General features: G+C 45.2%; 15 protein-coding genes. 7 read left to right on the top strand and 8 right to left on the bottom strand.

The genetic code is table 11. The annotated features are described in order from the left end of the window. Positions 1 to 34: 34 nt before the first annotated feature. From HKI82_RS04845 to HKI82_RS04835, 3 genes are read right to left on the bottom strand one after another with little or no spacing between them, the layout of a single operon-like run. A complete protein-coding gene (locus HKI82_RS04845; protein ID WP_171137356.1) occupies positions 35 to 1,300 on the bottom strand; it encodes a sigma-54-dependent transcriptional regulator in 1,266 nt (421 codons plus the stop codon). After that, positions 1,293 to 3,638: an ATP-binding protein gene (locus HKI82_RS04840; RefSeq protein ID WP_171137355.1), complete on the bottom strand. Its 2,346-nt coding sequence runs from the start codon at positions 3,636 to 3,638 to the stop codon at positions 1,293 to 1,295. The genes HKI82_RS04845 and HKI82_RS04840 overlap by 8 nt, the downstream gene beginning before the upstream one ends. Continuing rightward, positions 3,635 to 4,915: an ABC transporter substrate-binding protein gene (locus HKI82_RS04835; protein WP_171137354.1), complete on the bottom strand. Its 1,281-nt coding sequence runs from the start codon at positions 4,913 to 4,915 to the stop codon at positions 3,635 to 3,637. The genes HKI82_RS04840 and HKI82_RS04835 overlap by 4 nt, the downstream gene beginning before the upstream one ends. Positions 4,916 to 5,215: 300 nt before the next feature. Between HKI82_RS04835 and HKI82_RS04830 the strand changes: the two genes are divergently transcribed. Both HKI82_RS04830 and pyk read left to right on the top strand, forming a co-directional pair. Continuing rightward, complete coding sequence (locus HKI82_RS04830; RefSeq protein ID WP_171137353.1) at positions 5,216 to 6,595, top strand: MFS transporter; 1,380 nt, start codon at positions 5,216 to 5,218, stop codon at positions 6,593 to 6,595. A gap of 78 nt (positions 6,596 to 6,673) precedes the next feature. Next, positions 6,674 to 8,137, top strand: coding sequence for a pyruvate kinase (pyk, locus tag HKI82_RS04825; RefSeq protein ID WP_171137352.1), 1,464 nt, complete (start codon positions 6,674 to 6,676; stop codon positions 8,135 to 8,137). A gap of 156 nt (positions 8,138 to 8,293) precedes the next feature. Here the strand turns inward: pyk and HKI82_RS04820 are convergent, their stop codons facing one another. After that, a complete protein-coding gene (locus HKI82_RS04820) occupies positions 8,294 to 9,715 on the bottom strand; it encodes an MDR family MFS transporter (protein WP_171137351.1) in 1,422 nt (473 codons plus the stop codon). Positions 9,716 to 10,326: 611 nt separating this feature from the next. On the opposite strand from HKI82_RS04820, the gene HKI82_RS04815 reads away from it, so the two are divergent. The 4 genes from HKI82_RS04815 (at position 10,327) to csdA (ending at position 13,981) form a co-directional block, all read left to right on the top strand. Beyond that, on the top strand, positions 10,327 to 11,169 hold the full coding sequence (locus tag HKI82_RS04815; RefSeq protein WP_042480233.1) for a nucleoside-specific channel-forming Tsx family protein: 843 nt from the start codon (positions 10,327 to 10,329) through the stop codon (positions 11,167 to 11,169). Between the two features lie 114 nt (positions 11,170 to 11,283). After that, positions 11,284 to 12,177: a 2-dehydropantoate 2-reductase gene (panE, locus tag HKI82_RS04810; protein WP_171137350.1), complete on the top strand. Its 894-nt coding sequence runs from the start codon at positions 11,284 to 11,286 to the stop codon at positions 12,175 to 12,177. After that, a complete protein-coding gene (locus tag HKI82_RS04805) occupies positions 12,170 to 12,769 on the top strand; it encodes a DJ-1 family glyoxalase III (protein WP_102940401.1) in 600 nt (199 codons plus the stop codon). Before panE ends, HKI82_RS04805 begins: the two co-directional genes overlap by 8 nt. Then, positions 12,770 to 13,981 (top strand): cysteine desulfurase CsdA, encoded by a 1,212-nt coding sequence (gene csdA / locus HKI82_RS04800; RefSeq protein WP_171137349.1) that lies wholly within the window; start codon positions 12,770 to 12,772, stop codon positions 13,979 to 13,981. Positions 13,982 to 14,226: 245 nt separating this feature from the next. Here the strand turns inward: csdA and csdE are convergent, their stop codons facing one another. From csdE to HKI82_RS04780, 4 genes are all read right to left on the bottom strand, one after another. Further along, complete coding sequence (gene csdE / locus HKI82_RS04795; protein ID WP_102940403.1) at positions 14,227 to 14,655, bottom strand: cysteine desulfurase sulfur acceptor subunit CsdE; 429 nt, start codon at positions 14,653 to 14,655, stop codon at positions 14,227 to 14,229. Positions 14,656 to 14,672: 17 nt separating this feature from the next. Beyond that, positions 14,673 to 15,482 carry a tRNA cyclic N6-threonylcarbamoyladenosine(37) synthase TcdA gene (tcdA, locus tag HKI82_RS04790; RefSeq protein WP_171137348.1) on the bottom strand — a complete coding sequence of 270 codons (810 nt, stop codon included), beginning with the start codon at positions 15,480 to 15,482 and terminating at the stop codon, positions 14,673 to 14,675. Between the two features lie 142 nt (positions 15,483 to 15,624). After that, complete coding sequence (gene mltA, locus HKI82_RS04785) at positions 15,625 to 16,728, bottom strand: murein transglycosylase A (RefSeq protein ID WP_102940405.1); 1,104 nt, start codon at positions 16,726 to 16,728, stop codon at positions 15,625 to 15,627. A 75-nt stretch (positions 16,729 to 16,803) separates the two neighbouring features. Beyond that, positions 16,804 to 17,223 carry a DUF2850 domain-containing protein gene (locus HKI82_RS04780; protein WP_171137347.1) on the bottom strand — a complete coding sequence of 140 codons (420 nt, stop codon included), beginning with the start codon at positions 17,221 to 17,223 and terminating at the stop codon, positions 16,804 to 16,806. A 189-nt stretch (positions 17,224 to 17,412) separates the two neighbouring features. Here HKI82_RS04780 and argA point away from each other — a divergent pair, with 189 nt between their 5' ends. Then, positions 17,413 to 18,750, top strand: coding sequence for an amino-acid N-acetyltransferase (argA, locus tag HKI82_RS04775; RefSeq protein WP_102954371.1), 1,338 nt, complete (start codon positions 17,413 to 17,415; stop codon positions 18,748 to 18,750). Positions 18,751 to 18,820 lie beyond the last annotated feature (70 nt).

Raw genomic sequence — 18,820 nt, 5'->3', positions numbered from 1 at the left:
AAGATATCTTCTTAGCCTTGCCAATTGCTCGTCACTAGCCACGAGATTTGTACTCATCTTTTTCAATGCCGTGTTTCTTCATTCTTAGATAAAGCTTCTTGCGCGGAATTTGCAGATAGTTTGCCGCTTCGGCGACTCGCCCAGAGTAAAGGAAGAGAGCATCTTCAATGATCTGTTTTTCGTAATCATCCACCAGCTCATCCAAAGGCGAGGTCATTTCGACCTGATTATAAACTCTGTCTTTCCCCGTCAACTTAACAATGCCAATCGCGTACAACTCAGCCACATTACGCAGTTCGCGAACATTGCCCGGCCAATCATGGGCTCTGAGCAGGGATAAATAACTGGACTCGACCGCGGGTAACGATTTCCCCAGCTTGTTGCAGCTTTGTTTGAGGAAATAATGAAATAGAGCAGCAATATCATCCGGCCGCTGCTTGAGCAAAGGAACTTCAATCACTCCTTGATTCAGAAGGTAGTAAAGTTCTGGAAGCAGATGGTTGTTGGCAATCAGTTGTTCAGATTCCGCGCCCAAAATGGCAATGATACGTGTGCGAGGGATATTTAATCGCTCCTGATTGAGCAACACTTGAATCAAATGGCGCTGCATCTCATCGCTCATCTGCTCAATGTTATCCAGCAACAGGCAGCCTCCCGAACTCTCTTTGAGTTTATCGTCGAGCAATTCAATCGTAGTTTTGTTGCTGATAGCCAGCTCGGCAATAGGCTTTGCTTTGGCAGAACTCGACAACTGATGTATCAGATAAGCAATAGTGTGACGCCCTACTCCGGATTCACCACAGATCACAACGTGATTGTTCAACATCGCGTATTGGGCAATGTGGGAACGAATACGCTCAATCTGTGCTGACTTGCCTACCAGTTCCTTTTTCACACTGCGGGTTAAAGACAGTTTCTGCTCAATAAAATAACGACGCTGATCGATATGTTGTTTGATTAAGCCCAGCAGTTGCGGTGGATTGATCGGTTTTTCCAAAAAGTCACAGGCTCCGAGTTTCACCGCTTCCACCGCCATAGGAATATCGCCGTGTCCGGTAATCACTATGACGGGTATGCGCTCATCTATCGATTTGATCGCCTTTAGCACATCCATGCCGTGCATTTGTGGCATATACATGTCCAACACCACAACACCATTCCAATCTGGTGTAATCAAACTCAGTGCCGATTCCGGATTTAACAGTGCTTTTGATGTGATTCCAGCTATCGACATAAGATGAGTGTAGGAGTCGAGTACATCCTGATCGTCATCAATCAGTAAAACCGTGCTTTTAGTCATGAGGTAACTCCAAAACAACCATCGCCCCTTTATCTAAGTTGGAAGCGAGATAAATTTGACCATTCATTCTTTCGATCAGTGACTGACAGATGTTCAGCCCTAATCCTAGGCCAACTTCTTTTGTCGTCGTAAATGGAGTAAACAGCTTTCCAACCACTCCATGCTCAAAACCAGAACCACTATCGGTAATGGCAATGCGGTGAATTTTTTCATCACTGGAAAGTAGCACCAGAGAAACCGCTTTGTTCTGATGACTACTGGCCGCATCACAGGCATTGACCAGCAGGTTAATCAGTATTTGCTCAAGGCTCAGAGTCTCGCCGATAACGGAAAGTGTTTCAGGTAGTTCGTTATTCAGAACCACCTGCTGACGCTTGGCTTTGGTTTGAACCAGCAACATCGCTTGTTCCACCACCGAGTTTAAACTAAGGGCTTTCAATGGCTCGTCGCTACTGCTTCTGCGTGCAAAGTGGCGCAAGCTATTGACGATTTTCCCCATGCGCTCAGTCAGACTTTCAATCTGACTCAACGACTGCGTAATTTGCCCCGTTTCAGCCTGTTCCAACGCCAGTCTTGCGGTATAAAGGTAGGTCGACATGGCACTCAATGGTTGGTTTAACTCATGCGCAAGACTTGTCATGGTTTGGCCTACGACAGCCATTTTCGCCGCCTGAATCAGGTCGTTCTGGGTTTTCTTCAAATAGGCTTCCGCTCGCTGGCGCTCTTCAATCTCTGCCTGTAGCTGCTCATTATTCTCTAATAATGACTGTGTTTTTTCTTTGACGCGCTCTTCCAGCAGCCGGTTCGCATGTTCCTGATCGGTCACATCGGTAATGGTGACAATGACTTTATCGTGAAGACCTTGGTTAAACTTACGCAAGTAAAGCCTTAGATAATAAGGTTTGTCTTCGCACCCTAACGACAGCGTCACACTGTCGGCGCCGTTTTTAATCAACTTATCATCAGGGTTAAATAAAGCCTCAAGCCTTGGCTGTACATCTTCAGGGAAACAGCGCCATAACGTCTTTTTCACCTTACCGGACTCTAATTGCAGACTTGCCTGCGCACTTGGGTTGGCAGACTCAATTTCCCCATGCAAGTTACAGGTAATTAAACTGGCTTGAGTATTGTTGATAAGGCTCAGCGCATTGGTTCGTTCCATCTCTTCCACTTTCTGTCCGTATTGGATCAACTGCGCGCATAGGTTGCCTATTTCGTCTTTTCCATCCACCTCAATTGGATGACTCAGGTCATTGTTGATGATGGCATCTAAACTGTTACTTAAATTGGTCAGGCGCGCGACAATGCGGCGGTTAACAAAATAGTAGGTAAGCAACAGACTCATTGAGATAGACAGACCAAAGAACACCAGTAAAACTCTATGTCCATGCTGAATCAGCTGGGTTGTCTCTTTCTGAGTTGAGACAAACAGTTCGCCCGCATTGGAAACCAGAGTAGCGATATCCGAATGCTGATGATTGAGCTGCTCTTGAATGCGGCTTCCTAACTCATCTAGCCCTTGATGTAACTCCACCATCAAACTCAGGTTCTGATGATAAGGTCCGTTGAGCCGCAAGAGTTCATTCCACTCCCCTAACAACTGCTGATACGCAATAGAGGCAGGAAGCTGAAAAATGGACTGGCTGGCACTTTGTAACTCTTCCAGTCGATACTGGAGTACCTTCATACCGTTATCGACCTGAAGTTGATGAGTGGCATTAATCAGTTCACGAGCAAAATTGTACATCTGACTGCCGCTATCGATTAACGATTGAATCTGATTGATTTTGTTGAACAAGGCTTCGGTTCGCTCGGCGTTGTTCTTGCGTTCTAACTGCCACTGCATTTCCTGACGCAACGGAACCAGCTCCATCTCCATATCCTGATAAAGCCACTGTAACTGCTCGCCGAGCATGCCGATTTGGCGTGTTACATCGATTCGCTGGGACACAAGCGAACCGTATTGTTCGCTCATATTCTTAAGCTTCAAGTAACCATTATGAAGATTCACCTGTGCTGAATTCTCTTCTAAAGAATTCAATACGTTATCCATAATCCTCAGATCTTGATTCAGCTTTTCAACCTGCTCATCAAGGATGACTTTATTCTTTGCATTGCCTAACTGCTGTATTCTGCGGCGAATTTCAGAACTGCGGCTTTCTAATACATAACTCGCGTTGTATTTGGGGACACTCTGATCTAACACTTCGGTGATTTGATCATCGAGCCGACTCCAGGTAAACCAGCTAACGACACTGACCAGCGTGACAATCAGAGTGCTGCAACTGAACGCCAGCAGTAACTTTGACCCTATGGTGTGATACTTCGACAGACTCATGGTGTGGTCACTCTTAACAGAGACTTCAGTTGTTCATTGGCCTGTTGCTGATTAGCATCGATTTGCTTCTTCCACAAATGACTGAGCTCTGTCAGCAACATTGTTTTGGCGGCCTGCTGCGAGTCATCACTCACGTCTGCCAATGGGGATATCTGATTAACCACAGCATCTAACTCTTTTTCACTGATTGGGACAGAGAAAATTTGTTGTTCAATCTGCTTAATTTGAGCCAATACTTGTGGGTTATCTTGATAATGTTTGCGTGCGTTAATCAGTGAAAGCCAAGTATCTTTCAGCGCTGGCAGCCGTTTTGAAATCATCAAATCAAACAGCAGATTCATGCAATCTTCGCGTTGAATTAAGGTTGCCACAGATAGGCGCGTGAAACGGTCATTAAACAGGGAGTTGTCACTTAGGCCATGTTTGGCAAAGTCGTTCGAATCCATGTTGGTCTGAACCGCTTTTGACATCAGCAAATCAATAAACGCCTTGGCATAAATATCATTGTGTTGCTGCTTGACCAAGCCAACATAGGTCGGCATGAGAGTAAAACTCTCATCGTAGGCAAATTCTACGTGGTCAAACTTACGCTCAAGTATCAGAGCATAGCTGTCGATAGTCGGGCCAATGCCGAATTGTCCTTTGGCAACATAATCACTGACACCGAAGCTACGTGAAGAAATGGTAGCCATGTTAGCGCCGATATTGGTCAGTAAACGCCAGCCTTCCTGCCAACCATATTTGGCTAAAATACTTTCCACCATTAGCTGCGTGGTACCAGAACGCGCAGGTGTACTCATGGTTAAGTGGCCAAAATAGACCGGAGAAGTAAGGTCTGAAAACTGTTTCGGTTTAGGTAGCTGATGGGTTTGCAAGTAATCTCTATTCCAGACAATCCCTGCGCCAGAATAACCAATAGTGACCACTTGCCCTGCTGGCGGCAGCATATATGGACGCAACCACTCCGGAGCCTGAAAACGTTCCGGTAATGTGGTTAAACGTCCGTTTTCCGCTAGATGCTGCATCAGATAGGGAGAAGAGCTCAGTACGATGTCAATATTTTGAATATAGCTTTTACTCAGCATCTGAATACTGGATTGGGCGCGGCGATGAACCACTTGCACATCCACGTCTTGATACTGTTTGGAAAACTCATCAATTAAAGGCAATAAAGGCTCACGTGAAAACGTGGTTAGGATCACCAGTTCCTTTTCTTGTGCGCTTGCCAATGAGGCGTAAAGAAGAGCAATACCCAGCACAACCGTTCGACTTATCATCGAAAGTAAGTGGCCTATGGATGCTAAAAACCTTAAAAATTGTGCGTTCACTCAAATCTCTGCCAATTGGTAAAAAATAATTACTTCGTCGGTTGGGTCAACTGTGACGCAACTTGATTTGAATTTTATCAATAAATAGCCAACTGCCGCGCTTCAATTTCCCATTTTTGACCCGCAATAATGACTCAAACGTGTCAGTTTTGTCTCAAATCGCCGCTTTTGAGGCATTTGGCAGCTTGCTTAATGATGCTCCCAACGAACACCCCCTGTCTGGATGTCGTGAATAACGGAGAGCACTTTATGTTCAATTTTTTTAAAACTCGCCCTGACGCACCGCTCTTGGAACTTCCAAAAGATAAGATGCAAAAACTCTATAAGAGTTATCAGTGGCAGGTCTTCTCAGGCCTAATTTTTGGTTACGCTGTTTTTTATGTAGTACGTATGAGCCTTGGTGTGGTGAAAAAGCCAATGCTTGATGCAGGCATAGTGTCGATTGAAGAACTCGGTATCATGGGTTCTGCATTCTTCTTTACCTATGCATTCGGTAAATTCCTCAACGGTTTCTTATCTGATTACGCCAACATCGGTCGATTCATGTCGATTTCATTGTTGCTATCAGGTGCTACCGCAATCTTCATGGGAATGAACACCACAGCCTTCTTCTTTGTCCTACTTTGGGGCTTAAACGGCTGGTTCCAGTCTGTGGGCTCTGCTCCTTCATGTGTATCGCTGTACCAATGGTTCTCACCAAAACAACGTGGTAGCCGCTACTCGATTTGGGGTGGTTCTCGTAACATCGGTGAAGGTATCACTTGGATCTTAACGGCATCTCTAGTGAGCTATTTCGGCTGGCGTGCAGGCTTCGTCGGCGCTGGTATTGCGGCAATCGTAGCGTCTCTCATCATGCTTAAACTGCTGAAAGACCGTCCACAAACTTACGGTATGCCAGATCCAGGCACTGCATTTGGCGAAGGCACTGAAATTAAGAAAGCTTCAGATCCAAAAGAGACTCGTCGTGCACAGATGTTCATTCTAAAACAACCTGTTGTATGGCTAATCGCAGCGTCATGTGCAGCGATGTACATCTCACGTTATGCAATGTCTTCTTGGGCAGTACTGTTCCTACAAGAGTCAAATGGCTACTCACTGATCGACGCGGGTTTTGCAATGTCCATGTACCCGACTGCGGGTCTGGCTGGTGCAATTCTTTCCGGTATCCTTTCTGACAAAGTGTTCAAAGGTAACCGTAACATTCCAAACCTGCTGTACGGATTGGCAAACATTGCTGGTATGTGTCTGATGTTCTTCGGCCCAGACAACCGCATTATGGATGCGGTAGCACTAAGCATGATCGGTTTCTCTATCGGTGGTCTGGTTGTTTTCCTAGCGGGGCTAATCGCTTGTGACTTAATGCCTAAGAACGCTGTTGGTGCTGTAAAAGGTCTGATCGGTCTATGTTCTTACATCGCAGCTTCTGCACAGGAACTGATTTCAGCGTCACTGATCGAGATTACAGAAATCGATGGCGTGAAACATTACGACTTCGGTAATGCACAGTACTTCTGGTTGGCGGCTGGCGTGGTATCTGTATTCCTAGCTCTGACAGTATGGAATGCGAAGAAAGTCGTCGATATTGACGAAGTAGAAAACAAAAAATACCAAGCAACACCAAGCGTTTAATCGCGAATAAGAAGGAGCTGTTCGGCTCCTTCTTCCCTTCTTTTCCCTATCTTTATTGCCTTGTTATAGGATTCTTTTATGTGTAAGACCAAAATTGTCGCAACTCTAGGCCCAGCTAGCCAAACAAGAGAAAAACTGACTCAACTTATCCGCGCTGGAGTAAACGTTGTCCGCCTCAACTTCTCCCACGGTAGTGCTGAAGAACACATTGAACGCGCCGAGCTTGTTCGCACTATCGCCCAAGAGCTCAATACCACAGTCGGTGTATTGGTTGATCTGCAAGGTCCTAAAATTCGCATTGCCTGTTTTGAACAAGGCAGCATTCAGCTGACCGCGGGCGACAAGTTTATTCTGGATGGCCAGCTAGAGCCGAACTCAGGAAACCAAGAACGTGTAGGTCTGGACTACCCACAGCTGATTCAAGACCTCAATTGTGAAGACATCCTTTTGCTAGATGACGGTCGTGTCCAATTAAAAGTGCTTGAAGTGAACAAACAAGATGAGCTGGTAATCACTCAGGTGATCAACAACGGCAAACTGTCTAACCGTAAAGGCATTAATTTACTTGGTGGCGGACTTTCAGCTCCGGCACTAACTGAGAAAGATAAACAAGACATTCTTACCGCAGCCAAACTGAAAGCTGATTTTCTGGCGATTTCCTTCCCAAGAAACGGCGCTGATATTGATTATGCCCGTGAGCTGGCGGTGAAAGCTGGTTGTCACGCTCAAATCGTTGCGAAAGTGGAACGTGCAGAGGTAGTGAGCAGTGTTGAAGCAATGGATGACATCATTCACGCCTCTGATGTGATTATGGTGGCTCGCGGCGATCTTGGCGTTGAAATCGGTGATGCTCGTCTGCCGAATGTGCAAAAAGCGCTGATCACTCGCTCCAAACATTTAGGTAAACCTGTTATTACCGCTACGCAAATGATGGAGTCGATGATTGAGAATCCACTACCGACGCGTGCCGAAGTGCTTGATGTTGCAAACGCAGTCATCGACGGTACCGACGCAATTATGTTGTCAGCCGAATCTGCTGCTGGTTTATATCCGGTTGAAGCGGTTGAGGCGATGGTAAGAATCGCCACTGGCGCCGAAGAGCAAAGCTCATGCGCTCAAGACTGCTGGGACAAGCTGCAACACTTGTGCAACGACGCAGGAAAAAGCTTCGCGCTCTCTTCCATGATTTCAGCTTCAAAAGTGCATAAAGATCTTGGCGTTGCGATTATTACTCAGCACGGTGAAACGCCACTGCTGATGTCGAGATGCCAAAGTCAGGCGACCATTTGGGCGGTGTCAGACAAGCCAGATCTGCTGAGCAAGTTAGCTATTTTGCGTGGTGTCACTCCGGTCTACATGACCAACATTGAGAAAAATGCCGAGATTCTGGCTAAACAATTGGTTGATCATCTTTCAACACAAGCGAGTGAAAAACAGATCTCATCTCTGTTGGTGACGCAATTGGAATCTGTTGAAGGTGTCGGCAGCGTGAACGTTTGTCGTCTATTGCACCTGAACAGCAATGAAGATTTAGCAGCGTAAGTGTAGGGCTTAGCTGCTTTAGGTCGACACTTACTTGATGTCGCCAGACCCGATAGGTCCTACCCCCCGAGACCTTACCCTCTCCCTGCTCCACAGGGTATTTGGCCTGCTTCTAGAAGCAGGCCCTTTTTATTTGCATTTCTTACTCTTGGGCATTTATTCGTAGTCATCTAAATGAATGCGCGGTGCTCTTGCGGCATTCACCGCACAGATAAGAGCAAGAGTCCCTGCGAGCAAGAAACCCGTCTGGAAAGCATTAGAAATCACAGGCTGCGGTGTATTGAGTAACTCACTGAGTGAGCCTTCTGCACTGAAGTTCGGAATCAGTGAGTAAATCAATGTGCCAAACACCGCAGTACCCACAGAGGCTCCGACAGAACGGCTTAGCGACCCCATTGATGTGATTCGGCCTAGATTTTCTTTTCCAGCAATGGTCTGAATTTGCAGTTGAGTCGACGGCATAACCGTTCCGAATCCCAAACCACATAAGCAACCAAATAAACTCACAATATAAGGCCCGAAATCAAACATCGCCAATGAGAAAAATGCCAGACAGCTTAACGACATGCCCATCACCGGCATCCATTTAGGGATACCCGTTTTGGCGATAACCTTACCTGTAATATAAGAACCACTAATCATACCCGCAGACAACGGCATCAACAGTAGTCCAGCAGTCGCTGCGGAAGTATTAAGACCCACCTGAAGATAAATCGGTAAGAAGAACACCAATGAAAACAAGCACGCTGCAAATAAGAAGGTGGAAGTCAGTGGAATATAGATTTCTTTTTGCACTAATAGCCGCAAAGGAAGAAACGAGTGAGAAACCCTTTTTTGTTGCACAACAAACACAACTAGCAAGACAGCGAAAGTAGCGAGAAGCGTTAAACTGGTTGAAGAGTCCCACGGGAAGTAATGCCCACCAGCAGACAACCAATAAATAATCGCAGTCATCATGCTTGGAAATAGTATTAATCCAAAGAAATCTATCGGCTTTTTCTCGGCTTTACGGCTCACTTGTTCCAGTTTTGCTAAACGATACAGTGCAAATCCAATTAGGGGTAAGTTAAACCAAAACAACCAATGCCAAGTTAGATAGGTCACCACAACGCCGCCAAGCACAGGGCCACAGATACTGGATAAAGCAAACAAAGAGGCAAAATAACCTTGGAACTTGGCTCTTTGTCTAGGCGGAACATATTCACTAATCAAAGCTTGAGACAGGCTCATTAAGCCGCCACTCCCTAGCCCCTGAACAATTCGGCCAAACACTAAACCGTGCATACTCACTGCTAACGCGCAAACCACAGAACCAAAGGCAAAAATGCAGAGCGCAATCATCAGCATCTTTTTACGACCATACTGATCACCAAGCCAACCATACACAGGTACGGAAGCCGCACCCGCAAGCATATAACCAATTGCAATCCAAGATGAAAGCTGAATATTACCCAGATCTCTGACCATAACGGGTGTTGCGGTTGCTAACAGTGTTTGATCGATAGCCGCCAAAAACATCGGCAAAAAAACTGTGGTAAAGATGGTAAGAAAGGTTTTCTTATCTATCGGCTCCGCCATGGTATTCCTTCATTGATAACCAGTGCCAACATCATACACTGAAATAGCGTTTTATTAATCTGATAGCACCCAATGGGTTCATTTCTAACTTTGACATAAGCCACTGTATAAAAAGATTAAACCAACATATTTAATAAAAATAACTTGCACAAATTATTTTTAAATGAACAAAGAAACTCTTTCATTTCCTTCCTAGATTGAGCACAAAAAATGCCTAATAAACTCGGCCAAAAAGACAAACGAAAAACGCCAACACTCATATAAAACAAGGCTTACAAAACAAGTTTAATACCAACCATAAACCAACTGAATATTTAGCAACACATCATCTTCCAAGCTTTATTAACAAAACATGTTGGTTAATCGATCTGCTTCAAAAACAACAATTGAAAAAATTTAAGTGATAAAAATCACATAAAAAATGCAAAAAAATGAAATACAAATTTAGTTCATTTTTTATTTAAATTAATTAGATCTAACTCACAATGTTTATCCACTTTTGCAACTTTTCTCACTTTCAATTGAGATTTAAATCGCTATCATGCACCCAAATTGGACAGGCGGTAATCAAGCCGCTCCTGAATTGATACAAAACATAGAGAGTTACCCTTATGCGTAAATCACTTCTTACTCTTGGCCTATTAGCAGCAACTTCTGCTCCAGTTATGGCTGCTGATTACTCTGATGGCGATATCCACAAAAACGATTACAAGTTCCTACAGTTCAACTTAATGGGTGCTTTTAACGAATTACCTCGCTCTTCTGATACAGGTCATGACTACTTAGAAATGGAGTTTGGTGGTCGTTCAGGAATCTTCGATCTTTACGGTTATGTTGACGTTTTCAACCTTACAAGTAACCCAGGTAGCGACAAAGACGGCGCTGATAAAATCTTTATGAAGTTCGCGCCTCGTATGTCTCTAGACGCAGTAACAGGAACAGACCTATCTTTTGGTCCAGTTCAAGAGCTATACCTAGCAACGCTAATGGAATGGGGCGGTGGCGGTGCGACAAACTGCAACGACGATAAAAGTGTTTGTCTAGAAGGTGAGACGACAAACTCTCAGAAAGTTGGTCTAGGTTCTGATGTTATGGTTCCTTGGTTCGGTAAAATGGGCTTGAACCTGTACGGTACTTACGACTCTAACAAGAAAGACTGGAACGGTTACCAAATCTCTGTGAACTGGTTTAAGCCTTTCTTCTTCTTTGAAAACGGTTCATTTATTTCTTACCAAGGTTACATTGATTACCAATTTGGTATGAATGACGATATTAAAGAACTTAACACGACAAATGGTGGTGCTATGTTCAACGGTATCTACTGGCACTCAGACCGCTTCGCTCTAGGTTACGGTCTTAAAGGCTACAAAGATGTCTACGGCCTAAAAGACGGCGGTTGGGCTGGTAAAACAACTGGCTTTGGTCACTACATCTCAGCAACTTACAAATTCTAATATTTGAAGTCTAAATTGCTCGAAAGGCGCCGATTGGCGCCTTTTTTATTGCTTTCCCAGTCCTGCTCATTATCCTTAGCCGCAGAGATTATTTAGCGGTGGTTTTAGGGAAATATGAATATCGTCATTGTTGGTCCGGGTGCAATTGGCAGCCTATGGGCGTATAAGCTGCATCAGGCTGGACACAAGGTTTCCTTGTGGGGCACTAAACAAAACCAACAATGGATGTTGGCAGCAGATGATTCCCCTGAAATTCTATTTAGCTATAACCAACCACAGACTCTTATCGATGCGGATCTTTTACTGATCACAGTAAAAGCATGGCAGGTTGAAGCCGCCATAACTCCACTCCAACCCCATGTAAACAAAGATGCCATTTTGCTTTTTATGCACAATGGTATGGGTGCTGTAGATAACATCGTAGAGCTGATATTCGAATATCCGGTTGTCATCGCCACCACGACCCACGGCGCACTTAAAGTCGACGCTCATCATGTAAAACACACGGGAATTGGCCAAACTCAGCTTGGCGCTTTCAACGAAAAGGGCAGCCAGTGTACCTTTCTGGTTGACGTGTTGAACCACGCTTTACCGACAGTATCGTGGAACTCGAATATACGGTTTGCTCTGTGGAATAAATTAGCCATCAACTGCGCAATCAATCCCCTGACAGCCATTCACCAATGTCTGAATGGTGCACTAGCAGAAGAGAAGTTTCGTCCAACACTGGACGCTGTAATTGACGAGTTAGTGTGTGTGATGCAAGCAGAAGAGATTCCCGTCGACAGGAACCAACTGACAACCACCATCGACAATGTCATTCGCGCCACAGCAGCGAATAAATCATCAATGCATCAAGATATTTTCTATCGTCGTCAAACCGAGATAGACTTCATTACAGGCTACCTTGTACGTAAGGCTCAACAACATGGCATAGAAGTGCCAGCCAATAGTGAGTTGTATAAGCAAATCCAATTATTAGAAAAAAACGGAAAACATCATGACTAAACGCATACTTGTTCCTATCGCTCCGGGTACGGAGGAAATGGAAGCGGTAACCATCATTGATATTCTGGTACGTGCTGGCTATCAGGTCGTGGTTGCGAGTGCCGATTTTGAAGGCAAACTCACCATGAAGGCGTCTCGTGGCGTGACCTTAACAGCCGACTGCAAGTTGGTTGATATCGCAGATGAAGAGTTCGACGCTGTTGTTCTACCGGGCGGCGTACAAGGCTCCGAGAACTTCCGTGACAGCACCGTTTTGGTTGAAATCATCAAGCAACAAAAATACGACGGACGCCTAGTTGCTGCTATCTGCGCTGCGCCGGCAGTCGTTCTAATTCATCATGATCTTTTCCCAGGTGCGTTAATGACAGGCCACCCGAATTTTAAAGACCATATTCCTGAAGATTTATGGCGCAACCGTCGCGTCACTTACGATGTGAACAACAACCTTCTCACCAGCCAGGGGCCAGGTTCAGCGTTAGAGTTTTCTATTGAGATTATTGCGCTGCTTTCTGGCAAAGCGTTGGCTCGAGAAATTGCACTGCCAATGGTTCCAGTGCCACAGCTGAACTATGAAAAATACGGTGAGGCATAAATGCTGGATATCAACGACATTCGTGCGCAATTTCCAGCCCTGTCTCAGAACGTCAATAATGAACCCTTGGTGTATCTCGATAGCGCGGCAACCACTCAGAAACCTCAAGTCGTCATTGATGCGATTACTCATTACTACAGCGCGCAGAATGCCAATGTGCATCGCGGCAGTCATAGCTTAACCGCGCACGCCACCAGCCAGTTTGAAGCAGCAAGAGATAATGTCGCTCAATTTATTGGTGCGAAGAGCAGTAAGAGTATTATCTGGATTCGCGGCGCGACTGAAGCGCTCAATCTTATCGCTCAAACTTACGCAAGAAATACGCTCAAGGTCGGTGATGAAATACTGATTAGTGAGATGGAACATCACGCGAATATCGTGCCTTGGCAAATCGTCGCCCAGCAAACGGGTGCGACGATTGTAAAAGTACCAATGACGCAAGATGGCGAATTCGATTTAGCGACGTTTCATCAGTTGCTGACCACCAACACCAAGATCGTCGCATTAGCTCATATCACGAACGTGACTGGCTGCCGTCAACCGATTGAGGAAGTGATTCAAGCAGCTCACGATAAAGGGGCGGTTGTCGTTGTCGATGGCGCTCAAGGCATAGTGCATGAAAAAGTGGATGTCTCTGCATTAGACGCGGATTTCTACGTATTCTCTGGCCACAAACTCTATGCTCCTGCGGGTATTGGGGTCCTTTACGGAAAGCTAGATCTGCTAGAGGCGATGCCACCTTGGCACGGTGGCGGAAAAATGGTCGAGAAAGTGTCGTTCTCTGGCACCACTTTCTCAGGCTTACCTGGCAAATTTGAAGCGGGTACTCCAAACGTAGCCGGAGCGATTGCTTTAAGCTGTGCAATTGACTGGTATGAAAGCTTTGATAGAAATGCCATCGAAGATCATATTCATCAGCTCCAACACAAAACTTATCAGGCGTTAAGTGCTATCGAAGACATTCGCGTATTGGGCTACCAAAGCAATGCCAGTGTTTTAAGTATTGTTATGGATGGTGTTCATCATCAGGATTTGGCAACGTTGTTAGATCAACAGGGAATCGCTGTTCGTGCCGGACACCATTGTGCTCACCCTTTAATGGAAGCGTTTGGTGTAAAAGGGACAGTGCGAATTTCGTTTGGCATCTACAATACAGATGAGGATGTCGAACGCTTAATTGCAGCTATCGAAAAAGCTGTAGACATACTGTAAGTCCACCGCTTTTAGCTGTTTCTTTGCCTTATTCCTCCATTCAATTGGAACTATGTTCAGCTATTGCCAGACAGGACGTCTGGCAAAGTGTTGACGGACACAGGATGTGGCCTTCAACACGGTAGCTCGAAACAGAGTGGAAATTGGATGAAAGAGAGGAATATCGGCAAACGGGCTTTTTGGTGAGTTTTTTGCCTGTAGAAAAAAGTCACATAGCCACGACAGTGGCTATCAATAAATGAAACCTAAACAGCGATCTCTTTTACTTTATCGATGATAGCCTTCAACCCATTCCCTCTGGAAGGACTCAAATGCGTGATGAGTCCGAGCTGTTCGAAATATCCATCCACATCAAAATCTTGGATCTGTTGAGACGTTTTACCTTCAAAAGCGGCCATCACTAGGGCAATCAGTCCACGAACGATACGTGCATCGGAATCAGCGCAGAAATGCCAGATACCATTTTCTTGCTGGCTAACCAACCAGACTAAGCTTTCACATCCCGAAACCGTTACTTGTTCGCTTTTCATTTCCTCTGGCATCACAGGTAGCTTTTTGCCCCACTGAATCACCTGACGGTAGCGGTCTTCCCAGCCTTTAAACTGTTGCATGGTCTGCACTATATCTTCGCTGGTGATTTCTGTGCCAAAAGGTGAAGTCGGAAAAGCAGTCATGAACAATACTCCAGTGATTACTTACTGTGTTTCTGAATGATTTTTTCTACGATACGCGCAACGGCAACAAAACCGAATGTTGCGGTAACGACGGTAGCAGCACCAAAACCAGACGCACAATCCATACGTTTAGGACCTTCTGCGGTCGATTTGGTCGCACAGACTGAACCATCCACTTGTGGATACTTGAGATGTTCTGTTGAGAAAACACAGTCGATACCAAACTTACGCGCCGGATTGGTCGGGAAATTATGGTGCTGACGCAGACGATCTTTAATCTTCTTCGCCAAAGGATCTTGAATGGTTTTGGTCAGATCGGCCACTTTGATTTGCGTAGGGTCGGTTTGACCACCAGCGCCGCCAATCGTAATCACTTTGATCTTGTTGCTGCGACAATAAGCAAGCAAAGAGGCTTTTGCCTTCACACTGTCAATCGCATCCAGCACATAGTCATAATCTTTGGTCAGATACTCATGCTGGTTGTCAGGCGTGATGAAATCATCAATCAAATTAACTTTGCATTCAGGGTTAATTAGCTTAACGCGTTCTGCCATCACTTCAATTTTGCTCTGACCAACAGTGCCAGACATAGCATGAATTTGACGGTTAATGTTGGTCACACAAACATCATCCATATCAATCAGTGTCAATTCACCAATACCTGTTCTCGCCAGCGCTTCAACAGCCCATGAACCCACACCGCCAATACCAATAACACATACGTGCGCTGCACGCAGGATATCGACTTCGCTATTGCCATACAGTCGACGAGTACCGCCGAATCGTTGGTTATAGCTATCTGAGGCTGGAGTATCGAGTTCACGCATGACAACAATCCAAATTAAAGAGGGTTCAAAAAGAAAGAGTGCGATTTATACGCACTCTTAATATAAATGTCCAGACCATCACATCCAAACTCCGCCAAACTTGTTGGCGTTGCAGGCAGACGATAACTAGCAGGCTGAAAAGTTATTCCAATTTTTCGGGTGGTAATGCCCAAGGCGCCTGTAGTGGCGAGTTCTCAAGCCCTAACTTCCAAACTCGGCCAAAGTGTTTGTAGTGCCCAGCTTCAGTACCCGCTCTTGGTCCCATACCATGATAAAGGTCGAGATGGTTCTGTTTTACCGCGCCGCCTGTGTCTAACACAATCAGCAAACGTAATTGGTGAGCGCCAGACCAAGTGCCATCCGCATTCAACAAAGGCACTTCAGCCAAAATAGGTGTGCCCATCGGAAACAGAGTGCGATCGCCCGCTACCGATGCCATTGGTAATAAAGGAATACCTGCCGTGCCCGTTACTGGTGCAGCCGCTCTTGGTTGGAAAAAGACATAAGAAGGATTTTGTTCCAGAAGCTCTTTCACTGTTGCTTCATCATTCGAGTGCGCCCACTCATTGATGGCTTTGAGCGACATCTTTTCACGTTCAACCAATCCTCGCTCAATCAGCACTTTGCCAATGCTGATGTAAGCCTTGTTATTTTTACCTGCATAAGCGAAGTATTCTAAAGTGTCATCGTCACCAAAGTGCACAAAGCCACTGCCCTGCACTTCCATAATAAAAGGATCAATTCGGTTTGCCGCATATCCTAGCTCAAGCCCTTGTCCATCAAGTGCGCCATCATAGATTTGCGCTCGTGTCGGACACTCAATTTCACACTTAGGCATGCTGTGAACGGGATACTTAAAGGTTTCGTCAGGAGTATGACGCAGCTCTATCACCGGAGAAAAATACCCTGTGAACAAGACATTGCCTTTACTATCACCGCCGCCTAACTGAGCAGACTGGATACCAAACTGAGATAGCTGAGTAGTATCGCCACTTTCTATTACCCACTCGTTGAGCTTCTCATAGAGAGGGCCAAAGGTTTTAGCCATAGAAGGAGAATTGACAACCACTTGCTCACTTTGCTTGGCAAATTCAGTAAAGTCGCGCGGTTTATTCGATTCCACCACATCCACTTTATTCAGTGTTCTGGCAAAAGGTTCGTCTATGTATTGTTGCGCTCGGTCGGTCGGTTGAGCACAACCAAACAGAAGCGCTAAGCTGGCAAGAGAAAGAAGGCGTTTGTTCACTGAAGGCATCCCATATTGAATTCGACCGAAAGGATGACAAACTAACTACCGAAGCGCAATTGCGAAATTGTTAAATTAGTTTTTTCCTGACATTCGGAAAATGGGTTTGTAATGAGCGCTGGTTATCTGCTTCATTTCCGTGTTCTCAGGGTTCGTCATTTGAAACTTGTATTCCTGCCCCGCAACCTCGAAGGTTAAATAGTGTCCGTCGAAATCGTACCGCGTGGTATAAACACGCCCTTCCATCGTAATACCATCAGGACCAATTTCCAGCCTACGAGTTGAGTAATAGGCCACATCTTGCTCCACCCAGACTCCGTAAATCTCTTGTTTCGGCGCAAGGGTGCTTTTTATTCGGTCAATCACATTTCCGTAAAGAATCGCCGCTACAATACTTCCCAAAACCAAGAGTAAGATTAGGAAGAGTTCCAACCGTTTTCTATTTTTCACACCACTGCCATTCGCGGCAGTGTCTTGTTGTGAATTATTAAACATTTGGTCTCGATTTAATTTAGCTGCTTTAGGCATCGTATCTCTTACTTAGAACTTATTTAAATCAACACTGCCAATACAGCGTTACAAAAAATAGTCGCGTTAACCTACTAAAAACCACTTGCTCACAGATGAATAAAAAGTCATTATTCAGACATATTTAAACAACCATAAACATAAAGAGTGCCATCAGTGAAAATTCGTAGTACCGCTCTTGTTAAAGGCTTTAGACAATCAGCTCCGTATGTTAATGCTCACCGTGGAAAAACCATGGTTGTTATGGTGGGCGGTGAAGCGATTGCCGATAAAAATTTCGCGAATATTATTAGTGATCTGGCTCTGCTACATAGTCTCGGTGTCAAAGTAGTGCTTGTTCACGGCGCACGCCCACAGATAAATCAGATTTTAGAGACAAACAACCGCACCACTCCGTATCACAAAGGCATTCGAATCACTGATGAAGAAGCGCTAGGCTTGGTTATGCAAGCAGCAGGTCAGCTTCAACACGCGATAACCGCACGCCTTTCAATGAGCCTAAACAATACGCCAATGGCTGGCACACAACTCAATGTGGTCAGCGGAAATTTTGTTATCTCTCAACCACTAGGTATAGATGATGGTGTCGATTATTGCCACAGCGGGAAAATTCGTCGAATTGATATCGATGGTATTAACCGTATGCTCGACCAAGGTTCGATTGTCCTGCTAGGCCCAATTGCGAGTTCAGTCACTGGCGAATGTTTTAACTTGCTCTCAGAAGAGGTTGCGACACAAGTTGCGATAAGATTAAAAGCTGAAAAGCTGATCGGCTTCTGTTCTGAACAAGGCATCATGGACAGCGAAGGTAATTCGATTGCAGAACTGTACCCTGCTGAAGTGAATAACCTGATTGAGAAAATGGAAGCTGAAGATAATTCCAATGGTGAGGAGAGGTCGGGAACCCTGCGTTTCTTAAAAGCAGCCGTAGCCGCTTGCCGAGCTGGCGTTCCTCGTAGCCATTTGGTCAGCTACAAGGAAGACGGTGCGTTAATCCAAGAACTGTTTTCTTTTGATGGTATCGGTACACAAATTGTAAAAGCAAGTACCGAGCAACTTCGCCAGGCACAAATCGATGATATCGGCGGTATTTTTGATCTGATTCGCCCACTGGAAGAACAAGGCATATTGGTGCGTCGTTCACGTGAGCAATTAGAGCAAGAGGTTCACAAATTCACCATTATTGAAAAAGATGGTCTGATCATTGGCTGTGCAGCACTTTATCCTTATCCAGAAGAGGATATGGCTGAGATGGCGTGTGTGGCTATTCACACCGAATACCGCGATGGCGACCGTGGGGCTTTACTGCTTCGCCATATGAAGCAACAAGCTAAGTTGATGAATATAAATAAGTTATTTGTATTAACAACCCACAGCTTGCACTGGTTCAGAGAACAGGGGTTCATCGAGTACGGTGTCGATGCACTGCCAATGTCAAAACGTCAGCTTTACAACTATCAACGTCGCTCAAAAATACTCATTCTTAAGCTTTAGTCACATAAACATAATCAATCAATAGCAGATGCAATATTTATATCTGCTATTGATTGAATAATTAGTATAT

It is taken from the genome of Vibrio plantisponsor (assembly GCF_013041605.1).
Taxonomy (GTDB): Bacteria; Pseudomonadota; Gammaproteobacteria; order Enterobacterales; family Vibrionaceae; genus Vibrio; species Vibrio plantisponsor.
Note: the sequence above shows the minus strand (reverse complement) of the source record. Positions and strands in the feature narration are given on the sequence as shown.

Bases quoted from the DNA above. Each gene is read 5' to 3' on its own strand.
- HKI82_RS04820 (WP_171137351.1), bottom strand. From the start codon at position 9,715: ATGGCGGAGCCGATAGATAAGAAAACCTTTCTTACCATCTTTACCACA.
- pyk (WP_171137352.1), top strand. From the start codon at position 6,674: ATGTGTAAGACCAAAATTGTCGCAACTCTAGGCCCAGCTAGCCAAACA.
- HKI82_RS04780 (WP_171137347.1), bottom strand. From the start codon at position 17,223: ATGTTTAATAATTCACAACAAGACACTGCCGCGAATGGCAGTGGTGTG.
- panE (WP_171137350.1), top strand. From the start codon at position 11,284: ATGAATATCGTCATTGTTGGTCCGGGTGCAATTGGCAGCCTATGGGCG.
- HKI82_RS04805 (WP_102940401.1), top strand. From the start codon at position 12,170: ATGACTAAACGCATACTTGTTCCTATCGCTCCGGGTACGGAGGAAATG.
- HKI82_RS04835 (WP_171137354.1), bottom strand. From the start codon at position 4,915: ATGATAAGTCGAACGGTTGTGCTGGGTATTGCTCTTCTTTACGCCTCA.
- HKI82_RS04845 (WP_171137356.1), bottom strand. From the start codon at position 1,300: ATGACTAAAAGCACGGTTTTACTGATTGATGACGATCAGGATGTACTC.
- tcdA (WP_171137348.1), bottom strand. From the start codon at position 15,482: ATGCGTGAACTCGATACTCCAGCCTCAGATAGCTATAACCAACGATTC.
- csdA (WP_171137349.1), top strand. From the start codon at position 12,770: ATGCTGGATATCAACGACATTCGTGCGCAATTTCCAGCCCTGTCTCAG.
- HKI82_RS04840 (WP_171137355.1), bottom strand. From the start codon at position 3,638: ATGAGTCTGTCGAAGTATCACACCATAGGGTCAAAGTTACTGCTGGCG.
- HKI82_RS04815 (WP_042480233.1), top strand. From the start codon at position 10,327: ATGCGTAAATCACTTCTTACTCTTGGCCTATTAGCAGCAACTTCTGCT.
- HKI82_RS04830 (WP_171137353.1), top strand. From the start codon at position 5,216: ATGTTCAATTTTTTTAAAACTCGCCCTGACGCACCGCTCTTGGAACTT.
- csdE (WP_102940403.1), bottom strand. From the start codon at position 14,655: ATGACTGCTTTTCCGACTTCACCTTTTGGCACAGAAATCACCAGCGAA.